Here is a 19,389-nt window from a genome sequence, read left to right as displayed (position 1 = left end):
CCGCCGGGTGGGCGGGGCGGGGGCGGGGCGGCGCATTTGGCGCGCCCCGGAACCAGATTAATCAAGCCGGGGGCCGATGTGGGAGGGGCTACGCCCGCTGGAGTCGGCGGCGTCGGGGTTGACGTCTCGGGGCTCTGCCCCGGGCCCCGCTGCTCAATCGCCGCAGGGGCTTGAAAATACTCACCCGCCGCTGGGGCCGCCCGATGAGCTGTGCGCCGATTCCGTCAGGGCGCGCAGGGCCTTGGCGTCGCGGATCGCGGACTCCTTCGCCATGCCGGGCTGGATGCCCATGGCGGCCATGCTGGTGCCGTCCGTGAGGTCGAGGAAGACCCAGGGGTCGCCGGGGCGCAGGTTGACCCGGACGATCTCCGCCCAGGACAGCCTGCGGCTGCGCGCCACGTTCACCACCGTGACGCCCTCGGTGTCGGCGACGACCTTGGGCCGGGCGAGCAGCCAGAGCACGCCCCAGAACAGGGCCCCGGTGAGGACGAAGCTGGCCTTCTCCCCCGGGCTCAGGCCGCCCAGCAGCAGCGCCACGATCGTGATCACCACGAAGGACGCGGCGCCGAGCGTGTGCAGGACGGCGCGGGTGCGGCCCGGCCGGAAGGTGACGGGCAGGCTGGGGTGCTCGGACATGGTGACGCGTCCTCAGAGGCGGCAGGCGTGGATGGCCGTGGTGAGGATGGCCCGCGCGCCGAGGGCGTACAGGTCGTCCATGATGCGCTGCGCGCCCTTCGCCGGGACCATGGCGCGCACCGCGACCCAGCCCTCGTTGTGCAGGGGGGAGACGGTCGGCGACTCGAGGCCTGGCGTGAGGGCGACGGCCTTCTCCAGGTGCTCGGCGCGGCAGTCGTAGTCCATCATCACGTACGTCCGGGCGACGAGGACGCCCTGGAGGCGGCGCAGGAACTGCTGCACCTTGGGCTCCGTGGCCTCGTCGGCGGTGTCGTCCTTGCGGCGGATCACGCACGCCTCGGAGCGCATGATCGGCTCGCCGAAGACCTCCAGGCCCGCGTTGCGCAGCGAGGTCCCCGTCTCGACGACGTCGGCGATCGCGTCGGCGACGCCGAGCTCGATGGCGGTCTCGACGGCGCCGTCGAGGTGCACGACGTTGGCGTCGATGCCGCGCTCGGCGAGGTACTTGCCGACGATGCCCTCGTAGGACGTGGCGATCGTCCTGCCCGCGAGGTCCGCGAGGTCCTTCACGGCGCCCGGCCGGGAGGCGAAGCGGAACGTGGAGCGGGCGAAGCCGAGCGGCAGGATCGTCTCGGCCTCGGCGCCGGAGTCGATCAGCAGGTCCTCGCCGGTGATGCCGATGTCGAGCTTGCCCGAGGACACGTAGATCGCGATGTCCTTGGGGCGCAGGTAGAAGAACTCGACCTCGTTGTCCGGGTCGACCGTGACGAGTTCCTTGGACTCCTTGCGCTGCCGGTATCCGGCCTCATGCAGCATGTCCGACGCAGGTCCTGAGAGTGAACCCTTGTTGGGGACGGCGATGCGCAGCATGAGGTCGGATTCCTTTGCGTAAGGGGTGAGTTGCGGACGGGATGGGTGCGCGGACCTAGAGGTGCGCGTACACGTCGTCGAGGGAGATGCCGCGGGCGACCATCATCACCTGCACGTGGTAGAGCAGCTGCGAGATCTCCTCGGCAGCGGCTTCCTTGCCCTCGTGCTCGGCGGCCATCCAGACTTCGGCGGCCTCCTCGACGACCTTCTTGCCGATGGCATGGACGCCCTTGCCGACCAGTTCAGCGGTGCGGGAAGTGGCGGGGTCGCCGTTGGCTGCCTTGTGCTGGAGCTCGGTGAAGAGCTCCTCGAACGTCTTATTGGACATGGTGGCGTCTACTTTACGCGTCCCGGACCGGCCCTTAACGCCAGGGCTCGGCGATCGTACGCAGGGTGGTCGCGGTGGCGACGGCGGCGGTGACCGCCTCGTGCCCCTTGTCCTCGCTGGAGCCCTCGATGCCGGCCCGGTCCAGGGCCTGCTGCTCGGTGTCGCAGGTCAGGACGCCGAAGCCGATGGGGACGCCGGTGTCGACGGTGACCTGGGTCAGGCCGTTCGTCACGCCCTGGCAGACGTACTCGAAGTGTGGGGTGCCGCCGCGGATGACCACGCCGAGCGCGACGATCGCGTCGTAGCCGCGGCCCGCGAGGACCTTGGCGACGACGGGCAGCTCGAAGCTGCCGGGGACGCGCAGGACGGTGGGCTCGCTGATGCCCAGCTCGTTCAGGGCGCGCAGGGCGCCGTCCACGAGTCCTTCCATGACCTGCTCGTGCCACTGGGCGGCGATGACGGCCACGCGCAGGTCGCCGCAGTTCTTCACGCTCAGTTCGGGTGCACCCTTGCCGCTCACGCGCTTCTCCTCGTACGTACGTCGGTTGAAATGGGGTTACTGGTTGTTGCAGGCGGATGTGCGCGGGGCGTCCAGCCAGGGCAGGTCGTGGCCCATGCGGTCCCGCTTGGTGCGCAGGTAGCGCAGGTTGTGCTCGCCGGCCGTGACGGGCATCGGCTCCCGCTCGGCGACCTTGAGGCCGTGCCGGGTGAGGGCTTCGGTCTTGTCGGGGTTGTTGGTCATCAGGCGCAGGCTGCGCACGCCGAGGTCGCCGAGGATCTGGGCGCCGGCGGCGTAGTCGCGGGCGTCGGCGGGCAGGCCGAGTTCCAGGTTGGCGTCGAGGGTGTCGCGGCCCTGCTCCTGGAGCTCGTACGCGCGCAGCTTGGAGACGAGGCCGATGCCGCGGCCCTCGTGTCCGCGCAGGTAGACGACGACGCCGCGGCCCTCCTCGACGATGCGGCGCATGGATTCCTCCAGCTGGGGGCCGCAGTCGCAGCGCAGCGAGTGGAAGACGTCGCCGGTCAGGCACTCGGAGTGGATCCGGGCGAGGACCTCCTCGCCGTCGCCGAGCTCGCCGTGGACGAGGGCGACGTGCTCGACGCCGTCGACCGTGGAGCGGTAGCCGTAGGCCGTGAACTCGCCGAAGGCGGTGGGCAGTTGGACGGTCGCCTCGCGCTTGACCGTGGGCTCGGAGGTGCGGCGGTAGTCGATCAGGTCCTTGATGGAGATGATCGTCAGGCCGTGCCTGCGGGCGAACGGGACCAGCTCGGGCAGGCGCAGCATGACGCCGTCCTCGCCCGCGATCTCCACGATGGCGCCGGCCGGGCGCAGGCCCGCGAGCCGCGCGAGGTCGACGGCGGCCTCGGTGTGGCCGTCGCGGACCAGGACGCCGCCCTCCTTGGCGCGCAGCGGGAAGATGTGGCCGGGGCGGACGAAGTCGCCGGGCTCGCTCGCGCCCGAGGCGAGGAGCCGGAGCGTGGCCGCGCGGTCGGCCGCGGAGATGCCGGTCGTCACGCCGTGGGCGCCGGAGGCGTCGACGGAGACGGTGAAGGCGGTCTGCATCGACTCGGTGTTCTGGCCGACCATCTGGGGCAGGTCGAGCCGGTCGAGCTCGGGGCCCTCCATGGGGGCGCAGATCAGGCCGCGGCACTCGCTCATCATGAAGGCGACGATCTCGGGCGTGATCTTCTCGGCGGCGACGACGAGGTCGCCCTCGTTCTCCCGGTCCTCGTCGTCGACGACCACGACTGGGCGTCCGGCGGCGATGTCGCGGATGGCCATCTCGACCGGGTCGAGGCTCAGGTCCTCGGCGTCGTAAAGGTTGGGTGCCGTGCTCATGCGCGGGCTCCTTCCAGGGCCGGGGCGGAGGCGGCGGCAGCGCGGGAGCGCAGCCACCAGTCGCGCATGCCCCACAGGACGAGCGCGCCGTAGATGACGTAGACGAAGCCGGAGAAGGCGAAGCCGTTGGCGAAGTTGAGGGGGACGCCGACGAGGTCGACGAGCAGCCAGGCGAACCAGAACTCGACCATGCCGCGGGCCTGGGCGTACATGGCGACGACGGTGCCGACGAAGATGTACGCGTCCGGCCACGGGTCCCAGGACAGCGCCGGGAACGCGGTGAACAGGCCGCCCACGGCGAGCGTGCCGACGGCGGCGGCGCCCACCAGGTAGCCGCGCTCGCGCCAGGTGGCGAAGCGGACCGCGATGGAGCCGTCCTGCGCCTGGCCCTTGCCGCGGTTCCACTGCCACCAGCCGTAGAGGGCGACGACGATGACGACGAGCTGCTTGCCCGCGCTGCCCGAGAGATGGGCGGTGGCGAAGGCGGTGAGCAGGATCGCGCCGGATATCAGCTGGGCGGGCCAGGTCCATATGGAGCGGCGCCAGCCGAGCGCGAGGGCGATGAGGCCGATCGTGTTGCCGATCATGTCGGACCAGAGGATGTGCTGGCCGAAGATCGTGAACGCCTCGGTGTTGAGCCAGCTCACCGCGCACCGCCCTGGGATCCGCCGCGGGCGCCGAGCATCCGCTCCACGTACTTCGCGATGACGTCGACCTCGAGGTTGACCGGGTCGCCCGCCTGCTTCACGCCGAGCGTGGTCAGGGCGAGGGTGGTGGGGATGAGGCTGATGGTGAAGTAGTCGTCGGCGGCCTCGACGACCGTCAGGCTCACGCCGTCGACGGTGATCGAACCCTTCTCGACGACGTACTTCGACAGCTCGGCCGGGAGCGAGATCTTGACGATCTCCCAGTGCTCGGAGGGGGTGCGCCCGACGATCGTGCCCGTCCCGTCGACGTGGCCCTGCACGACGTGCCCGCCGAAGCGGCCGTCGGCGACCATCGGCCGCTCCAGGTTGACGCGGGAGCCCGTGGCGAGCGCGCCGAGGCTGGAGCGCTTGAGGGTCTCGGCCATGACGTCGGCCGTGAACTCGTCGCCCTCGTGCTCGACGACGGTCAGGCATACGCCGTTGACGGCGATGGAGTCACCGTGTTTCGCGCCGTCGGTGACGACGGGGCCGCGAACACGGAAGCGGGCCGCGTCGACCGGGCTGCCGAGGTTCTCGACGGCCGTGATCTCGCCCAGCTCTTCGACGATTCCGGTGAACACTTCCCCGGTCCTCCCTTTACGGGCCTGGACTCCGGGGCACTGTCGTACGACGACGACAGAACGTACGGACTGCGACACCTGGGGCGACGCCGCGCTCGACACCGGTCCCCTTGAGGGACCGCTGAAACAGACGGCGACGCGCACTCACGTGCCCGCCCGCCGCGCACTGCCTCCCATCCGGACTTTAACCGTCGGTCCAGGAATTTCACCTGGTCAACCGGCCACAGGATCATGGCCGGGTCGCGGACTGTAACCGCCGGTTCGGACTTTCACCGACCCCGGAGTGCGCTGCTTCTGGTACACAGCCAGTCTGCCACGTCTGCTCGACGTGCACGCATGCGACCGCTGTGGGCTGACTCACAGGCCGCGTCGCTGGTTTTCGCCCGCACACGGGAATACGCCCCCCCGGTTCTGGCAGTGTGAGCGCGTGACCGGCGCGCGCTCCACCGAACGCGCGTCCTGCGCCGCCCAGTTCGCGACGAAGGAGCTGAAGACCGCGATGACCACGATCCTGGTGACCGGCGGGACCGGAACGCTCGGCCGGCTCGTCACCGAGCGGCTGCGCGAGGCGGGGCACGAGGTGCGGGTGCTGAGCAGGCACAGCGAGCCGTACGCCGTGGACCTGCGCGAGGGCGGGCCCGCGCTCGACCGGGCCGTGACCGGCGTGGACGTGATCGTGCACTGCGCGACGACGCAGACCGGCGGCGACGAGAAGGCGGCCGCCCGGCTGGTGGCGGCGGCGCGGCGGGCGGAGGTCCCGCACCTCGTCTACATCTCGATCGTCGGCGTGGACGAGGTCCCGTTCCCCTACTACAAGGCGAAGCTCGCGGTGGAGCGGCTGATCGAGGGGTCGGGGCTCGGATGGACGGTGCTGCGGGCGACGCAGTTCCACGACCTGGTGGCGACGGTCCTGCGGGTCGCGGCGAAGCTGCCGGTGGTGCTGTTGCCCTCTGGTGTGAGCGATCAGCCCATCGAGGTGGCCGAAGTGGCGGACCGGCTGGCCGAGTTGGCGGTCGCGCCGCCGGCGGGACGGGTGGAGGACATGGGCGGGCCCGAGGTTCTGTCGTTCGCGGATCTCGCCCGTACGTATCTGCGCGCGGCGGGGAAGCGGCGCCGGGTCGTGTCGGTGCCGCTGGCCGGGAAGACGTACCGGGCGTTCCGGGCGGGTGGGCATCTGACGCCGGAGCGGCGGACCGGGAAGGTGACGTTCGCGGAGTACCTGGCGCGGCGCTGACCGATCCTGCGTCACCGGGTGCATTTCAAGCCCCTGCGGCGATTGAGCAGCGGGGTATGGGGCAGAGCCCCAAGCTCAACCCCGGGTGTTCCCGCGTGGGTAGACGGCTTCCTGGGCCACCTCCCGGGCCATCAAGAGCGCGCCGCGGAGGACTGCGGTGCCGCCCAGTTCGCCGGGGCGGATGTCGGTCGGCAACGGGGACATCGCTGCGACGCGGGTCGCCACCCGGTCGGCGAGGGCCGCGCCGCCCGCGCGCCCGACCTCGCCCGCCAGGACGACGCAGCCCGGGTCGAGGACGGCCACCACCGCGGCCGCGCCCAGCGCCACCCGGTCCGCGAGCGCGTCGAGGAACGCCTCCGAGCCCTCGCGGACCACGTCCGCCGCCCGCTCGACCGGCTCTCCGGGGCCCACGATCCCGTGGGAGACGGCCAGTTCGAGGATGGCGGCGGAGGCGGCGAGCGAGTGGAAGCCTCCGTCGCATCCGGTGGCCGAGGGCAGGCCGCCCGTGCCGGGCACCGGCAGGAAGCCGACCTCGCCCGTGCCGCCGGAGGCACCGCGGCGCAGCTTGCCGTCGAGGAAGACCGCCGCGCCGATGCCGAGCCCGAGCCACAGGAGTACGAAGGTGTCGCGGTCGCGCGCCGCGCCGTCCCTGCGCTCGGCGACGGCGGCGAGGTTCGTCTCGTTCTCCACCAACACCCGCGCGGGCAGCCGCTCCTGGAGCGCGGCGACGAGGCGGCGGTGCCAGCGCGGCAACCCCGAGGAGTCCCGCAGCTCGCCCGTCGCCGGGTCGATCAGGCCGGGCGCCCCCACGCCCACCGTGTGCAGCCGCTCGACCCCGGCCTCCTTCGCCGTGCGTTCGAGCAGCTCGACTGCCCGGTCGACGGCGGCCCCGGTCCCGTCGCCGGGCCCGACCGGCGCGGACGCCTCCGCGAGCACCGTGCCCAACAGGTCGGCGACGACGAGCCGTACGCCCCCGGTGCGCACGTCGAGCGCGGCGAGGTGGGCGCGGTCGGCGACGATCCCGTAGAGCCGCGCGTTGGGGCCGCGCCGCTCGGCGCCCGCCTCGCCGACGACGTCGATGAGGCCGGCCGCGGTGAGCCGCTCGACGAGGTCGGCGACGGTGGGCCGGGACAGGCCGGTGCGGTCCTTCAACTGCCCTGCGGTGAGCGGCCCTTCCTCCTGGAGGAGGCGCAGCGCGAGCCGGTCGTTGATGGCTCGGGCGGTTCTCGACGATGCGGGCATGGCGGGATCCTACGCGGATATCACTGGCATTATCAGGCAGGGTTCCTGATAGTTTACGGCGGCACGCAAGGGAGACTTGGGGAGGGCCCGCGGGATGCCGGAACTGACGTACACACCAGGGGAGTTGAAGCGGGCACGGTACGCCGTCGCCGCCGTCTTCTGCATCCACGGCTCCGTGACGGGGTCGTTCGCGACGCGGGTGCCCTGGATCCAGGAGCACGCGGGCGTGAGCGCCGGGCAGTTGGGCCTCGCGCTCGCCTTCCCCGCGATCGGCGCCTCGCTCTCGATGCCGCTCGCGGGCAGCGTCACCCACCGCTTCGGCGCCCGCGCCGGGCTGCGCGGACTGCTCGCGCTGTGGACGCTGGCCCTGATCCTGCCCTCGCTCGCGCCCAACGTGTTCACGCTGTGCGCGGCGCTGCTCGTGTACGGGGCGACCGCCGGCATGTCGGACGTCGCCATGAACGCGCTGGGCGTCGAGATCGAGACCCGGCTCGACAAATCGATCATGTCGGGGCTGCACGGGCTGTGGAGCGTGGGCGCCCTGATCGGTTCGCTGGGCGGCACCCTCGCCGCGCATCTGGGCTCGGACGCCCGTCTGCACCACGCGCTCGCGGCGGTCGTCCTGACCGTGGCGGGCCTGATCGCCTGCCGCTGGGTGCTCGATCTGCGCCCGACGGCGGAGGAGGAGGCGCCGCCGCGCTTCGCGTTGCCGCCCAAGTCAGCGCTCCTCATCGGGGCGGTCGGGTTCTGCGCGGTGTTCGCGGAGGGCGCGAGCCTGGACTGGTCGGCGGTGTACCTGCGGGATGTGCTCGGCACGTCGGCCGGGCTCGCGGCGGCCTGCACCACGGCGTTCACGCTCACGATGGCGGTGGCGCGGATCGCGGGCGACGCGGTGGTGGACCGGTTCGGCGCGGTGCGCACCGTGCGGATCAGCGGCGTCGTGGCGACGCTCGGCGCGCTGCTCGTCGTGGTCGCCCCGAACCCGGGCGTCGCGATGGCCGGATTCGGCCTGGTGGGCCTCGGCATCGCGGTCGTGGTGCCGCTCTGCTTCGCCGCGGCCGGGCGCAGCGGCCCGAACTCGAGCCTGGCCATCGCGGGCGTCGCCACCATCACGTACACCTCGGGCCTGATCGCACCGTCGGCGATCGGCACGATCGCCGACGCGACCAGCCTGGTCGTCTCGTTCGGCCTGGTGACGGTGCTGGCCACCGGCCTCGTGGTGTTCGCGAAGGTCCTTCGGGGCGGCGACCGTACGCGGACGGGGTCGCCGGAGCCGAGCACGGCGGGCGCCGGGGATCCCGCCCACTAGGGCCTTGCGGGCGGGCGGCGGCTCGGTACGAACTCGCACTTACGTCGCATTAACATGAAGCGATCGTTCCGAGCCACACCGGCATCGATCCCCTCACCCACCTCACGGCCACCACAGAAGGCGGACACTCATGGACCTCGGCGTGCGCTGGAAACTGCACGGCGTCGACGGGCGCACGCCGGCTCCCGGCGCGGTCGTCCGCCCCGACGAGCGGCTCACCTGGCCGCGCACGATCGGGCTCGGCGCACAGCACGTGGTCGCGATGTTCGGGGCGTCCTTCGTGGCGCCCGTCCTGATGGGTCTCGACCCGAACCTCGCGATCATGATGTCCGGCGTCGCGACGATCATCTTCCTGCTCGCGACGCGCGGCCGGGTCCCCAGCTACCTGGGCTGTTCGCTCTCCTTCGTGGGCGTCGCGGCCGTGATCCGGGCGCAGGGCGGCACCAGCGCGACGGTCACGGGCGCGGTCTTCGTCGTGGGCGTCGTGCTGTTCCTGGTGGGCCTCGCGGTACAGAAGTTCGGGGCGCGGATCATCCACGCGGTGATGCCGCCGGTGGTGACCGGCGCGGTCGTGATGCTGATCGGCTTCAACCTCGCCCCGGTCACGGCCTCCACGTACTGGCCGACCGACCAGTGGACGGCGCTGCTCGTCATGCTGTTCACCGGTTTGGCCGTGGTGTGCCTGCGCGGTTTCTGGTCCCGCATCGCGATCTTCCTCGGCCTGGTCTTCGGCTACGCGATCTCCTGGGTCTTCGACCGGATCTTCGGGCAGATCCACTCGCCGAACAGCGGCGGCAAAACGGTCGACCACTGGCGGCTCGACCTCTCCGGCGTCGGCCACGCGGACTGGATCGGCCTGCCGTCCTTCCACGCGCCGTCCTTCCCGTGGTCGGCGATCCTCGTCGCGCTTCCGGTCGTCATCGCGCTGATCGCGGAGAACGCGGGTCACGTCAAGGCCGTCGGCGAGATGACCGGCGACAACCTCGACGGCAAGCTCGGCACGGCGATCTCGGCGGACGGCGCCGCGTCGATGCTCTCCACCGCCGTCGGCGGCCCGCCCAACACCACGTACTCCGAGAACATCGGCGTCATGGCCGCGACCCGCGTCTACTCGACGGCCGCGTACTGGGCGGCGGCCGGCTTCGCCCTGCTCTTCGGCCTGTGCCCGAAGTTCGGCGCGATCGTCGCGGCGATCCCGGGCGGCGTGCTCGGCGGCATCACCGTCATCCTCTACGGCATGATCGGCCTGCTCGGCGCGCAGATCTGGATCAACGCGGGCGTCGACCTCCGCAACCCCCTGAACCTGGTGCCGACCGCCGCGGGCATCATCATCGGCATCGGCGACGTCTCCCTGAAGTTCACCGACACCTTCTCGCTGAGCGGCATCGCCCTCGGCACGATCGTCGTGATCACCGGCTACCACGCGCTGCGGGCCATGGCGCCCGCGCATCTCAAGACACAGGAACCGTTGCTGGACGAGGGGACGTCGTCGTACGACGAGGAGCGAGCCGGCGACAAGTAGTCATCCGCCGGCCCACCGATCCACCTCGGGGCCCGGCACGGAGAGTTGATCGAGGACCCGGGCGACCGTGTGGTCGACCAGGTCCTCGATCGTTCTCGGGCGTTGGTAGAACGCCGGCATCGGCGGCACGATCCGGGCGCCCATGCGCGCGAGGGCGAGCATGTTCTCCAGGTGGATCTCGTGCAGCGGGCTCTCGCGCGGCACGAGGACCAGCGGACGGCGCTCCTTGAGGACGACGTCGGCCGCCCGGCCGATCAGCCCGTCCGCGTACCCGGCCCGGATCCCCGCGAGCGTCTTCATGCTGCACGGCGCGATCACCATGCCGTCGGTTCGGAACGAGCCGGAGGAGACGGCGGCCGCCTGGTCACCGGGGCGGTGCACGACGTCGGCGAGTTTCTGTACGTCGCCGACGCTCCGGTCCGTCTCCAACTCGATGGTGGTCCGCGCCCAGCGGGTCAGGATCAGATGCGTCTCGACGTCGGGCACGGCGCGCAGGGCCTCAAGGAGGCGGATGCCGTAGGCCGCGCCGGTCGCGCCCGTGATCCCGACGATCAGCCGCACGCCCGCCCCTGGTCCAGCAGTTCACGGGCGCGCGCCACGCGGGCCGGGTCCGTGCGGATGCGTACGGCGTCGAAGTGCGGGGCCCGGGTGGCGTCGAGGCCCATGCGCGACGTGGTGCCGTCAGGGGTGGACGAGGGGTCGAGGGGGCTGCCGGGCAGTCCGTCGACCGTGAACACGTCGGCGTGCGGCTGGAAATGGGTCGCGAGCGCCCACAGCACATTCTCGTCGCGGGTGATGTCCACGTCGTCGTCGACCGCGACAACCGTCTTCAGATACGGGTCCCAGCCGAGGAGCGCGAGCAGGATCTGCCGTGCCTGTCCGGGGCGGGCCTGGCGCAGGGCGACGTAGGCGTGGAAGTGCGTGCCGGAGGTCGGGTAGTGCAGCGCCGTGACCTCGGGAAAGCGGGACGTGAGCTGTTCGGCCATCTCGGACTCGCGCGGGATGCGGGCCAGGTTGAGGTGTTCGGCGCTGTTGCCGCCGACGATGTCGAGGAGGACGGCGGTGCGGCGGCGCAGCACGCTGTGCACCGTGAGCACGTTGTTCGTGGAGCGGTCGGAGGAGTAGCCGGAGAACTCGCCGAAGGGGCCCTCGGGCGCGGTGCGCGCCGGGTCGATGACGCCTTCGAGGACGAGTTCGGCGCAGGCGGGGACGCGAATTCCGTGCCGTGGGGTGCGTACGACGTCCAGGGGTGCGCCCAACAGGCCGCCCGCCACGGTGCGTTCGTCGACGTCGGGGCCCACGCGGGCCGAGGCCGCGAGTTGGAACAGGGGGTGGGCGCCGATGACCATCGCCACCGGCAGCGGCTCGCCCCGCTCCTCGGCGAGGCGCAGCAGCTGCCACAGGTGGCCGCGCGAATGCAGGCTCGTGGCGAGTTCGGTGCGGCTGTGCACGAGGGCGCGGTGGTAGCTGAGGTTGCCGGAGCGGCCGGGCGCGTCGGCGGGTGCCTCGGCCGTGATGACACCGCTGGTGATGTACGGGCCGCGGTCCGAGTCGAAGTGTTTGAGGAGCGGGAGCGTGGTCAGGTCGACGTCCTGGCCCTCGGCGACCGTGTCGAGGACGGGGCCCGTGGGAAGGACGCGGGGTTCGGTGCGGCGGGCGGCGGCCTGCTGGTAGGCGTGGTGCAGGCTGGCGGGGTCCGTGCCGAGCAGGCGGGCGACGCGGGTGCGCGAGGCGAAGAGGTTGGTGACGAGGGGCGTGCCGTCGAGGCCCGACACCCTTGGGCACAGGAGGAGTTCGGACCGGCCGCGCGCGGCGAGTTCGGCGACGAGGGCGGCGATGTCCTCGCCCTCGAGTTTCTCGTCGACCGTGAGTACGTCATCGGGGTGGGCGGCGCGGTACGCGTCGAGGAAGGCGTGCAGGTCCTGGTGGCCCGTGCCGTGGGTGGGCCGCTCAGTGGCTGTCACAGCAGACTCCCGCGTGCACGCCGCCCGTGAACAGCCCGCCCCATGCGGGGGATTCGACGCCCGTGTCGAGCAGGTCGAGGCCGGTACGGACCGCGATCCGCGCGCCGTCGTGCACCGGCTTGCCCAGTTCCCGTTCCACCATGGCCGCGACGGGGGCGACCGGGAGTTCGGTGCCGGCCACGACCAGGCACTCGGCGTCGGCGGAATCGGCGTCCAGGAGGATCCGGCGGACCTTCGACACGGGGAGCTCGGCCGCCTCGCGCGGGGTGGCCAGGTCGAGGGCCGTGAGGGAGGCGATGCGGAGGCCTGCGGCGAGGCAGGTGTCGGCGAGGCGGCCCGCCTGTTGTTCGGAGCCGGCCGTGACCAGGGCGATGGAGTGGGTCGCGGCGCGGGCCAGGAGGTCGAGCTGGCCGAGGGTGACGGTGGATGCGCGGACACCGGCCGTGCGCTCGATGACGCGGGCGACCGTGCGGGCGTGGGCGGCGCCGTCGAGGCCGCCCGATGTGCCGTGCCACACGATGGCGTCGGCGCCGGCCTGGGCCAACTGTTCGGCGCCGCGTTGGAGTTCGGTGGTGTGGGTGGGTGTCAGGGCCGGTCCGTACTGGAATTCGGGGAGGAGGGCGCGGGCGGTGGGGTGGGCGATGTCCACCTGAACCGGCGCGCAGATCTGGGCGACCCAGCGGTCGGCGCCGAGGGAGGTGGCGGGGAGGAGGTGACCTATACGTTGCATGGTGGCGGGTCCTGTCTGTTGCGGTGGGTCGTGGCGGGGGGCGGGGTCGAGGTCGCCGCTTCTGTTACGCGGAGCCGGTGTGGGGGCGGGGGACGGGGGTGCGCCTGATGTTCTTGTTGCGCGGCACCGGGGCCGGTTGACGCCGATGCGCATGGCGCGCAGCACCGAGCCACCGGTTGAGGCCGATGTGCGTGGTGCGCGGCACCGGGCCACCGGTCGACGCCCGATGCGCGTGATGCGCAGCACCGAGCCACCGGTTGACGCCGATGTGCGTGGTGCGCGGCACCGGGGCTCCCGGCTGCGCCGGTGCCCGCCCATCTCCCACCCACCCGCCCCCTCCGGGGGCTTCGGCCTCCGTGGGTGGCGGTGGGTCACTCGGGGCGGCGTACACCGTGCTTGGTGCGCCGCACCGGGCTTGCCCACCGCCGTGGCGCCGCACCGATTGATTTCACGCACCGGCACCGGGGCCAGGCCCTATACCTTCGTTGCGCCGCACCGGGCGCCGCCTTGTCCACCCTGCCGCCCAAGGCGGCAGATTGCCCAAGGCGGTTGCGGTCGACCGCAACCACAGGGGGTGGGTGGGCGGGGGAACAGGTCCAGGCGGCGGATGGCCCGACGCAGCGTGGCGCCGGGAACCGTGCCGTCTCGCGGCTCCCCCAGCCACCACGACCCCCGCCGCCCCGGATGGGCACGTCAAGCCCGTCCGGCGATTGAGGACGAGCCCGAAGGGCGACGGGGGTCTGGGGGCGCAGCCCCCAGAGGCCCAACCACGGCACACCCCCGGCCAAACCCCCACGCCGGCCGCCGGAGGCCACGGCGTACGCCCGGCCCCCGGCCGCCCACCCTCACCTACCTGCGCGCGACCGTGTCCAACGACGCGTACGTGTCCGTGAGGCGAAGTTGCGCCTCCTCCTGGTTGCGCGGCGGAGGCGTCGGCTTCAGGTCGAGGAGCTTGGCCATGTTGTTGCCGAGGTAGCCCTCCAGGTGCTCCTCGGACAGGTTCATGCCCTGCGGCGGCGGACCGCACAGCACCTCCAACTCCCGCGCCCACATGCCCGGTTCGTTGGGCGGCGAGTCCGTGCCGAAGACCAGCTGGTGCTTCTCCATCTGCTGCGCGAACTCCACGATCCGGGACTGGAGGAGCCAGCCGGACTCCCCGTACACGTTCGGCGAGTCGAGGATCATGTAGAGCGCCTCGAAGCAGTACACGCCACCGGTCTGCACACCGAAGTGGGCGAGGATGAAGTTGACGTTCGTGAACTCCCGGATGATCGGGTAGAACTGCGTCGGGATCGAGTACGGCCCGTCGCCGGTGTGGATGAGGACGACGACACCCAGTTCGTCGCAGACCCGCAGCACCGGCCGCAGCCAGTCGAGGGCCCGGTCGGGCCGGTAAGCGTGCATGTTGGCATGCAGCTTGAGCATCTTGTAGCCGTACTCCTTGACGTGGAACTCCAGCTCCTTCGCCCCGTTCTCGGGCCCGAAGCGCGGGTTGTACATGAAGTTCCCGATGAACCGGTCGGGGTACGTGGTGACCAGTTCGGTGATGTACGACATGTAGTCGCGGATGCCCTCGCGCCCGGTGCGCATCCCGTCCTGCCAGACGGAGTTGCCGGGCGGCGGCATGATGCAGCCGTAGTCGATGCGGCGCGGCTTGCCGTTGATCATGTACGGGCCGTCCATCATCTCCAGCGTGCGCTCACCGGTGAACGGGGAGCCGTCGTGCCGCCACGCCTGGTCGACGATGTTGGTCGGGTGCATGTGGGTGTCGATGATCAAGGTGCTGTTTCCTTCCCAGCTGGTACCAACCGTGTTCAGTGGTGGACCGTTTGGGGACCCAGGGCAGGGCCCGCCTCACCTCCCTTCCATGTCGGTGATGTCCTCGGGACGCACGGGCACCTTCGCCAGTTCGAGGCCGGTCGCGTCACGCAGCGCGTTCGCGATGGCCGGGGTCGACGACAGGGTGGGCGGCTCACCGACGCCGTTGAGGCCGTACGGGGAGTCCGGGTGCGGAAGTTCGAGCAGATCGATGGGGACACGCGGCATGTCGGCGATGGTGGGGATCAGGTAGTCCGTGAACGACGGGTTGCGTACGCGGCCGTCCTCGACCCGCAGTTCCTCCATCACGGCGAGGCCGAGGCCCTGCGCGCTGCCGCCCTCGATCTGGCCCTGCACGGCAAGGGGATTCATCGCCTTGCCGACATCCTGGGCTGTCGCCAGCTCGACCACCTTCACCAGGCCCAGCTCGGTGTCCACGTCCACGACGGCCCGGTGTGCGGCGAACGCGAACGCGATGTGCGCGTCCCCCTGCCCGCGTGCGTCGTCGACGGGGAACGTGCGGCGGTGCGCGTACTCGTACTCGGCCTCCAACGAGCCGTGTTCGGCGAGCAGTTCGGTCAGGGGCCGGTCGCCGAGCGCCGTGATTCGCTCGCGCAGCGCCTTGCACGCACCCTGAACCGCTCCCCCGCTCATCCAGGTGATGCGCGACGCCGACGAGGAGCCCGCGTTCCCCACCCGTGTGTCGGCGGGCAGCACCACCACCCGTTCGACGCCGAGCTCGGTCCGCGCGATCTGCGTCTGTACGGTGACGATGCCCTGGCCGCACTCGGCGGCGGCGGTGTGCACCTCGGCGACGGGTTCGCCGCCGTTCAGGACGAGACGTACGCGGGCCACGGAGCGGTCGTCGACGCCGCCGGAGAAGCCGATGGCCTTGACCCCGATCGCGTAGCCGACGCCACGCCTGACGCCTTCGCCGTGGCTGGTGTTGTTGAGCCCGCCAGGGTTCGCGAACGCACCCTCCCCGAGTGGTGGCAGCGGTCGCGCACGCAGCCGCTCCAGCAGCTCGGCCGCCGGCGCGGGGCCGTCCACCGCCTGTCCGGTCGGCAGCACCGTGCCGGTCGTCATCGCGTTGCGCACCCTCAACTCGACCGGGTCCATGCCGAGTTCGCGCGCCAGCTTGTCGAGGTTGGACTCGACGCCGTAACACGACTGGACGGCTCCGAAGCCGCGCATCGCGCCGCAGGGCGGGTTGTTGGTGAAGACGGAGAAGCCGTCGATCTCGGCGTGCGGCACGTCGTAGGCGCCGGCCGCGAAATAGGAGCCGTTGGCGATGACGACCTGTGAGGTGGAGGTGTAGGCGCCGCCGTCGAAGAGGAGACGGGCCTTGACGAAGACGATACGGCCCTCGCGCGTCGCCCCGTGCTCGAACCACATGCGGGCCGGATGGCGGTGCACATGACCGTAGAAGGACTCCTCGCGGTTGTAGCTCATCTTCACGGGTCGCCCCGTGCGCAGGGCGAGCATCGCCGCGTGGATCTGCACGGACACGTCCTCGCGGCCGCCGAACGCGCCGCCCACACCGGACAGCGTGAGCCGCACCTTTTCCGGTGGCAGGCCGAGCGCCGCGCACATCTGGTGCTGGTCGTCGTGCAGCCACTGCGTCGATACGTAGACGTCGACTCCGCCGTCCTCCGCGGGGATCGCGAGCCCGGACTCGGGGCCGAGGAAGGCCTGGTCCTGCATGCCGACCTCGTACGTGCCGCTGACGATCACGTCGGCCTCGGCGCGGGCGGCCGCCATGTCGCCGTGACGGATGCGGACGTGCCGGACGACGTTGCCGTGCCCGCCGTCGACGCGGTCGGTGTGGACCAGCGGGCCCACCCCGCGTACCGCGTCCTCGGGGTCGGTCAGCGCGGACCGCTCCTCGTACGCGATGTCGATCAACGCCAGCGCCCTGCGGGCCGTCTCGGGGTGGTCGGCGGCCACGAGGGCCACCGGCTCCCCCTGGTAGCGGACGCGGTCGGCGGCGAGGACCGGCTGGTCGGCGACCTTCATGCCGTACGTCGGCTGTCCCGGAACGTCCTCGTGGGTGAGCACCGCCAGCACCCCCGGCACCCGCAGCGCCGCTGTCGTGTCGAGCCGCACGATGCGGGCGCTCGGGTGCGGCGAGCGCAGGGTCGCGCCCCACACCATGCCCTCGGCCCGCAGGTCGGAGGAGTACGCGAAGTCGCCCTTGACCTTCAGTCGGCCGTCGGGGCGCGGCGTGCTGGCGCCGACGCCGTCACGGACAGCGGTGGCGGTGCCGGTTGCGGTGCTCACGGTCGTTCACTTCCCTTCTGGCTTGCGCTGAACGGGAGTTGAGGTTCGAACGTGGTGCGTGGTCGCTCTCGGTGGCACCGCGCGAAGGCGCTGTGCCGTGGCGCTATTCGACGGGGCGTACGCGGCCGGACCCGGAGGCTTCCGAGGGTCCCGGCGCGACGGCCTGCGAGAGGCGGATGCGGAGCTTGCGGATGTGGTCGCGGGCCGCGAGGTCGGCGGCGTCCGGGTCACCGGAGGTCATCGCCTCGAAGATGCGGCGGTGTTCGGCGACGGCGAGCCGCGGCGCCTCCTGGCCGCGCCACAGCTGGTGCAGGGCGAGGTGGGCGCGGCCCTGGATGGTGTCGAGGGCGGCGGTGAGATGGGGGTTGTCGGCCACCTCGCGGATCATGCGGTGGTAGGCCATGTCCATCTCGATGTGCGTGCGCTCGTCGACTCCTGTGCCGACCTCGCGCTCGTGCCGCTCGAGGAGTTCGCGCAGTTCGGCGACGCGCGAGGCGTCGAGGCGCTCGGTGGCCAGGCGGGCGGCGAGGCCCTCCATCACCTCACGGACGACGTACAGCTGCCGTACGTCCTCCACGTCGACCGTAGCGACCACGGCCCCCTTGTGCGGGACGTGCGTGGCGAGGCCGTCGTGGATGAGGCGCTGGACCGCCTCGCGCACCGGGCTGCGGCTGATGCTCAGCTGCGCGGCGAGGGCGGGCACGGAGAGTGCGTCACCGGGGCGCAGTCGGTTCGCCAGGACGGCGCCCTTCAGCTCCTCGTACGCCCGGTCCGCCAGGAGGCTGCCGGCCGCGACCGGGTTGACCGCCCGCTCTGCGCTCATCTCAACTCCCCCTCACTGCTTGCCCGTTGGAGATACATGTTGCATGTAATCCTCGGGCGCGTCAATGGATCCGACAGCTTCCGACGCTTCCTCCCGGCTCTCGCGCCGCCTCCCGAAGGGAAGCCGCAGGTGGTGGAAGAAGAGGTTCAGGAGCACCGCCGTGAGCGTGCCCAGGATGATGCCGCTCTCGAAGAGCGCGTGCAGCTGGCGCCCCGGCATCTGCTCGGCGAACTGCGGGAACGCGGTGGGCAGGAAGCCCACACCGACGCTCGCGGCGACGAGGATGGTGTTGCGCTGGTCGGTCAGGTCGGCCTGGAAGAGGATCTGCACGCCGACGACCGCGATGGTGGAGAACAGCACGATCGTCGCGCCGCCGAGGACCGAGGCCGGCATCGCGGCGACGATCGCCCCCCACCTTCGGCACGAGCCCGAGCACCATCATGATCACGCCGGAGGACGCGACGATCCACCGGGACTTGACCCTGGTCAGCCGGATCAGGCCGATGTTCTGCGAATAGACCGTGCTGGGGAAGGAGTTGAAGACGCCCGCGATCGCGGTGGCCAGGCCGTCGGCCCGCAGGGCGCGCGTCACGTGCTTGCCCTCGACCTTCCGGTCCACGATCTCGCCGACCGCGAAGAACTGCCCGATGGACTCGACCGCGATGATGACCATGACGAGGACGACGGAGAGCACGGCGACGACATCGAACCGGGGCGCCCCGTAGTGCAGCGGCGCTGCCGTGCCCAGCCAGGGCGTGGAGCCGATCCCCGAGAAGTCGGCGAATCCGGCGAGCGCGGCGACGACCGTGCCGATCACCAGGCCGACCAGCACCGCCACCGTCGCGAGGAAGCCCCGCGACAGCTTGTGCAGCAGCAGGATGACGACGAGGGTGACGGCGGCGAGCCCCAGATGCGCGGGCGAGCCGAAAGAGCCCCGGCTCGGGTCTCCCCCGCCCACCTGCCGCGCGGCGACGGCGAGCAGCGTGATCCCGACGATGGTCACGATCGTGCCGGTGACCAGCGGCGGGAAGAAGCGCACCAGTTTGCTGAAGACGGGTGCCACCACGAACAGGGCGAGTCCCGCCGCGATCACCGCCCCGAACACGGTCGGCAGGCCGGCCTTCGCCCCGCCCGCCGCGAGCCCCACGGACACCAGCGAGGGCACGGCGGTGGTGGACGTGCCCTGCACCACCGGCAGCCGGATGCCGATGCCCGGCAGCCCGGCGGACTGCAGGAGCGTGGCGAGGCCGCAGGTCAGCAGCGAGGCGTTGACGAGCAGCGCGATGTCGTCGCCCTTCATGCCGATGCCCTCGGCGACGAGCAGCGGCATCACGACGGCGCCCGCGTAGAACGCGAGCACGTGCTGGAACCCGTAGACGACGAGCCGCCACACCGCAGGCACGGAGTCGACAGCGTCCCTGCGCCGCCCCTCCACCTCCACCACCGCGCCCGGCTGCTCCGTCCCGTCCTGGATCCCGTCCTGAACTTCCTTAGCGGACATGTGCGTTACTCCCTCCACCCGGTGGTCC

18 protein-coding genes, 1 pseudogene and 1 riboswitch are annotated in these 19,389 nt (G+C 71.6%); of the genes and pseudogenes, 3 read left to right on the top strand and 16 right to left on the bottom strand.

Features of this window, described 5'->3' with window-relative positions; translation table 11 throughout:
- Positions 1-180: 180 nt before the first annotated feature.
- From ACP4E5_RS36320 to ACP4E5_RS36290, 7 genes are read right to left on the bottom strand one after another with little or no spacing between them, the layout of a single operon-like run.
- Positions 181-636 carry a PH domain-containing protein gene (locus ACP4E5_RS36320; protein ID WP_425836286.1) on the bottom strand — a complete coding sequence of 152 codons (456 nt, stop codon included), beginning with the start codon at positions 634-636 and terminating at the stop codon, positions 181-183.
- Positions 637-648: 12 nt separating this feature from the next.
- The gene (gene hisG / locus ACP4E5_RS36315; RefSeq protein WP_425836284.1) at positions 649-1,506 is read right to left on the bottom strand and encodes an ATP phosphoribosyltransferase; all 858 of its coding nucleotides are present in this window, start codon (positions 1,504-1,506) and stop codon (positions 649-651) included.
- A gap of 55 nt (positions 1,507-1,561) precedes the next feature.
- Entirely contained in the window at positions 1,562-1,834 is a 273-nt protein-coding gene (locus ACP4E5_RS36310) for a phosphoribosyl-ATP diphosphatase (protein WP_425836281.1), read from the bottom strand.
- A 34-nt stretch (positions 1,835-1,868) separates the two neighbouring features.
- Positions 1,869-2,354: a 6,7-dimethyl-8-ribityllumazine synthase gene (gene ribH / locus ACP4E5_RS36305; RefSeq protein ID WP_425836278.1), complete on the bottom strand. Its 486-nt coding sequence runs from the start codon at positions 2,352-2,354 to the stop codon at positions 1,869-1,871.
- Positions 2,355-2,390: 36 nt separating this feature from the next.
- Entirely contained in the window at positions 2,391-3,671 is a 1,281-nt protein-coding gene (locus ACP4E5_RS36300) for a bifunctional 3,4-dihydroxy-2-butanone-4-phosphate synthase/GTP cyclohydrolase II (RefSeq protein ID WP_425836276.1), read from the bottom strand.
- A complete protein-coding gene (locus ACP4E5_RS36295) occupies positions 3,668-4,318 on the bottom strand; it encodes a nicotinamide mononucleotide transporter family protein (protein ID WP_425836273.1) in 651 nt (216 codons plus the stop codon). The genes ACP4E5_RS36300 and ACP4E5_RS36295 overlap by 4 nt, the downstream gene beginning before the upstream one ends.
- On the bottom strand, positions 4,315-4,938 hold the full coding sequence (locus ACP4E5_RS36290; RefSeq protein WP_425836270.1) for a riboflavin synthase: 624 nt from the start codon (positions 4,936-4,938) through the stop codon (positions 4,315-4,317). The genes ACP4E5_RS36295 and ACP4E5_RS36290 overlap by 4 nt, the downstream gene beginning before the upstream one ends.
- Before the next feature lie 159 nt (positions 4,939-5,097).
- Positions 5,098-5,229, bottom strand: a riboswitch (FMN riboswitch).
- A gap of 208 nt (positions 5,230-5,437) precedes the next feature.
- Here ACP4E5_RS36290 and ACP4E5_RS36285 point away from each other — a divergent pair.
- A complete protein-coding gene (locus ACP4E5_RS36285) occupies positions 5,438-6,172 on the top strand; it encodes an SDR family oxidoreductase (protein WP_425841936.1) in 735 nt (244 codons plus the stop codon).
- 75 nt (positions 6,173-6,247) lie between these two features.
- Here ACP4E5_RS36285 and ACP4E5_RS36280 read toward each other — a convergent pair whose 3' ends face one another.
- Positions 6,248-7,414 carry an ROK family transcriptional regulator gene (locus ACP4E5_RS36280; protein ID WP_425836267.1) on the bottom strand — a complete coding sequence of 389 codons (1,167 nt, stop codon included), beginning with the start codon at positions 7,412-7,414 and terminating at the stop codon, positions 6,248-6,250.
- A 94-nt stretch (positions 7,415-7,508) separates the two neighbouring features.
- Here ACP4E5_RS36280 and ACP4E5_RS36275 point away from each other — a divergent pair, with 94 nt between their 5' ends.
- Both ACP4E5_RS36275 and ACP4E5_RS36270 read left to right on the top strand, forming a co-directional pair.
- The gene (locus ACP4E5_RS36275) at positions 7,509-8,723 is read left to right on the top strand and encodes an MFS transporter (RefSeq protein WP_425836264.1); all 1,215 of its coding nucleotides are present in this window, start codon (positions 7,509-7,511) and stop codon (positions 8,721-8,723) included.
- Positions 8,724-8,853: 130 nt separating this feature from the next.
- Entirely contained in the window at positions 8,854-10,245 is a 1,392-nt protein-coding gene (locus ACP4E5_RS36270) for a uracil-xanthine permease family protein (protein WP_425836261.1), read from the top strand.
- Here the strand turns inward: ACP4E5_RS36270 and ACP4E5_RS36265 are convergent, their stop codons facing one another.
- From ACP4E5_RS36265 to ACP4E5_RS36230, 8 genes and pseudogenes are all read right to left on the bottom strand, one after another.
- The gene (locus ACP4E5_RS36265) at positions 10,246-10,806 is read right to left on the bottom strand and encodes a UbiX family flavin prenyltransferase (RefSeq protein ID WP_425836259.1); all 561 of its coding nucleotides are present in this window, start codon (positions 10,804-10,806) and stop codon (positions 10,246-10,248) included. It lies immediately after the preceding gene.
- Entirely contained in the window at positions 10,797-12,209 is a 1,413-nt protein-coding gene (locus ACP4E5_RS36260; protein ID WP_425836256.1) for a UbiD family decarboxylase, read from the bottom strand. The genes ACP4E5_RS36265 and ACP4E5_RS36260 overlap by 10 nt, the downstream gene beginning before the upstream one ends.
- On the bottom strand, positions 12,196-12,939 hold the full coding sequence (locus ACP4E5_RS36255) for an aspartate racemase/maleate isomerase family protein (RefSeq protein WP_425836254.1): 744 nt from the start codon (positions 12,937-12,939) through the stop codon (positions 12,196-12,198). Before ACP4E5_RS36255 ends, ACP4E5_RS36260 begins: the two co-directional genes overlap by 14 nt.
- A gap of 849 nt (positions 12,940-13,788) precedes the next feature.
- Positions 13,789-14,718: an amidohydrolase family protein gene (locus tag ACP4E5_RS36250; RefSeq protein ID WP_385763128.1), complete on the bottom strand. Its 930-nt coding sequence runs from the start codon at positions 14,716-14,718 to the stop codon at positions 13,789-13,791.
- A gap of 75 nt (positions 14,719-14,793) precedes the next feature.
- Positions 14,794-17,037 (bottom strand): molybdopterin cofactor-binding domain-containing protein, encoded by a 2,244-nt coding sequence (locus ACP4E5_RS36245; RefSeq protein ID WP_425836252.1) that lies wholly within the window; start codon positions 17,035-17,037, stop codon positions 14,794-14,796.
- A gap of 103 nt (positions 17,038-17,140) precedes the next feature.
- Entirely contained in the window at positions 17,141-17,860 is a 720-nt protein-coding gene (locus tag ACP4E5_RS36240) for a GntR family transcriptional regulator (protein WP_425836250.1), read from the bottom strand.
- A gap of 12 nt (positions 17,861-17,872) precedes the next feature.
- Positions 17,873-18,253 (bottom strand): solute carrier family 23 protein, encoded by a 381-nt coding sequence (locus tag ACP4E5_RS36235; protein WP_425841933.1) that lies wholly within the window; start codon positions 18,251-18,253, stop codon positions 17,873-17,875.
- A gap of 79 nt (positions 18,254-18,332) precedes the next feature.
- Positions 18,333-19,190 (bottom strand): annotated as a pseudogene (locus tag ACP4E5_RS36230) (solute carrier family 23 protein); the annotation flags it as partial.
- Between the last annotated feature and the right edge of the window lie 199 nt (positions 19,191-19,389).

The sequence above is a fragment of the Streptomyces fractus genome, assembly GCF_049844455.1.
In the GTDB taxonomy this organism is placed as follows: Bacteria; Actinomycetota; Actinomycetes; order Streptomycetales; family Streptomycetaceae; genus Streptomyces; species Streptomyces fractus.
This window is presented reverse-complemented; position numbering and strand designations above follow the sequence as displayed.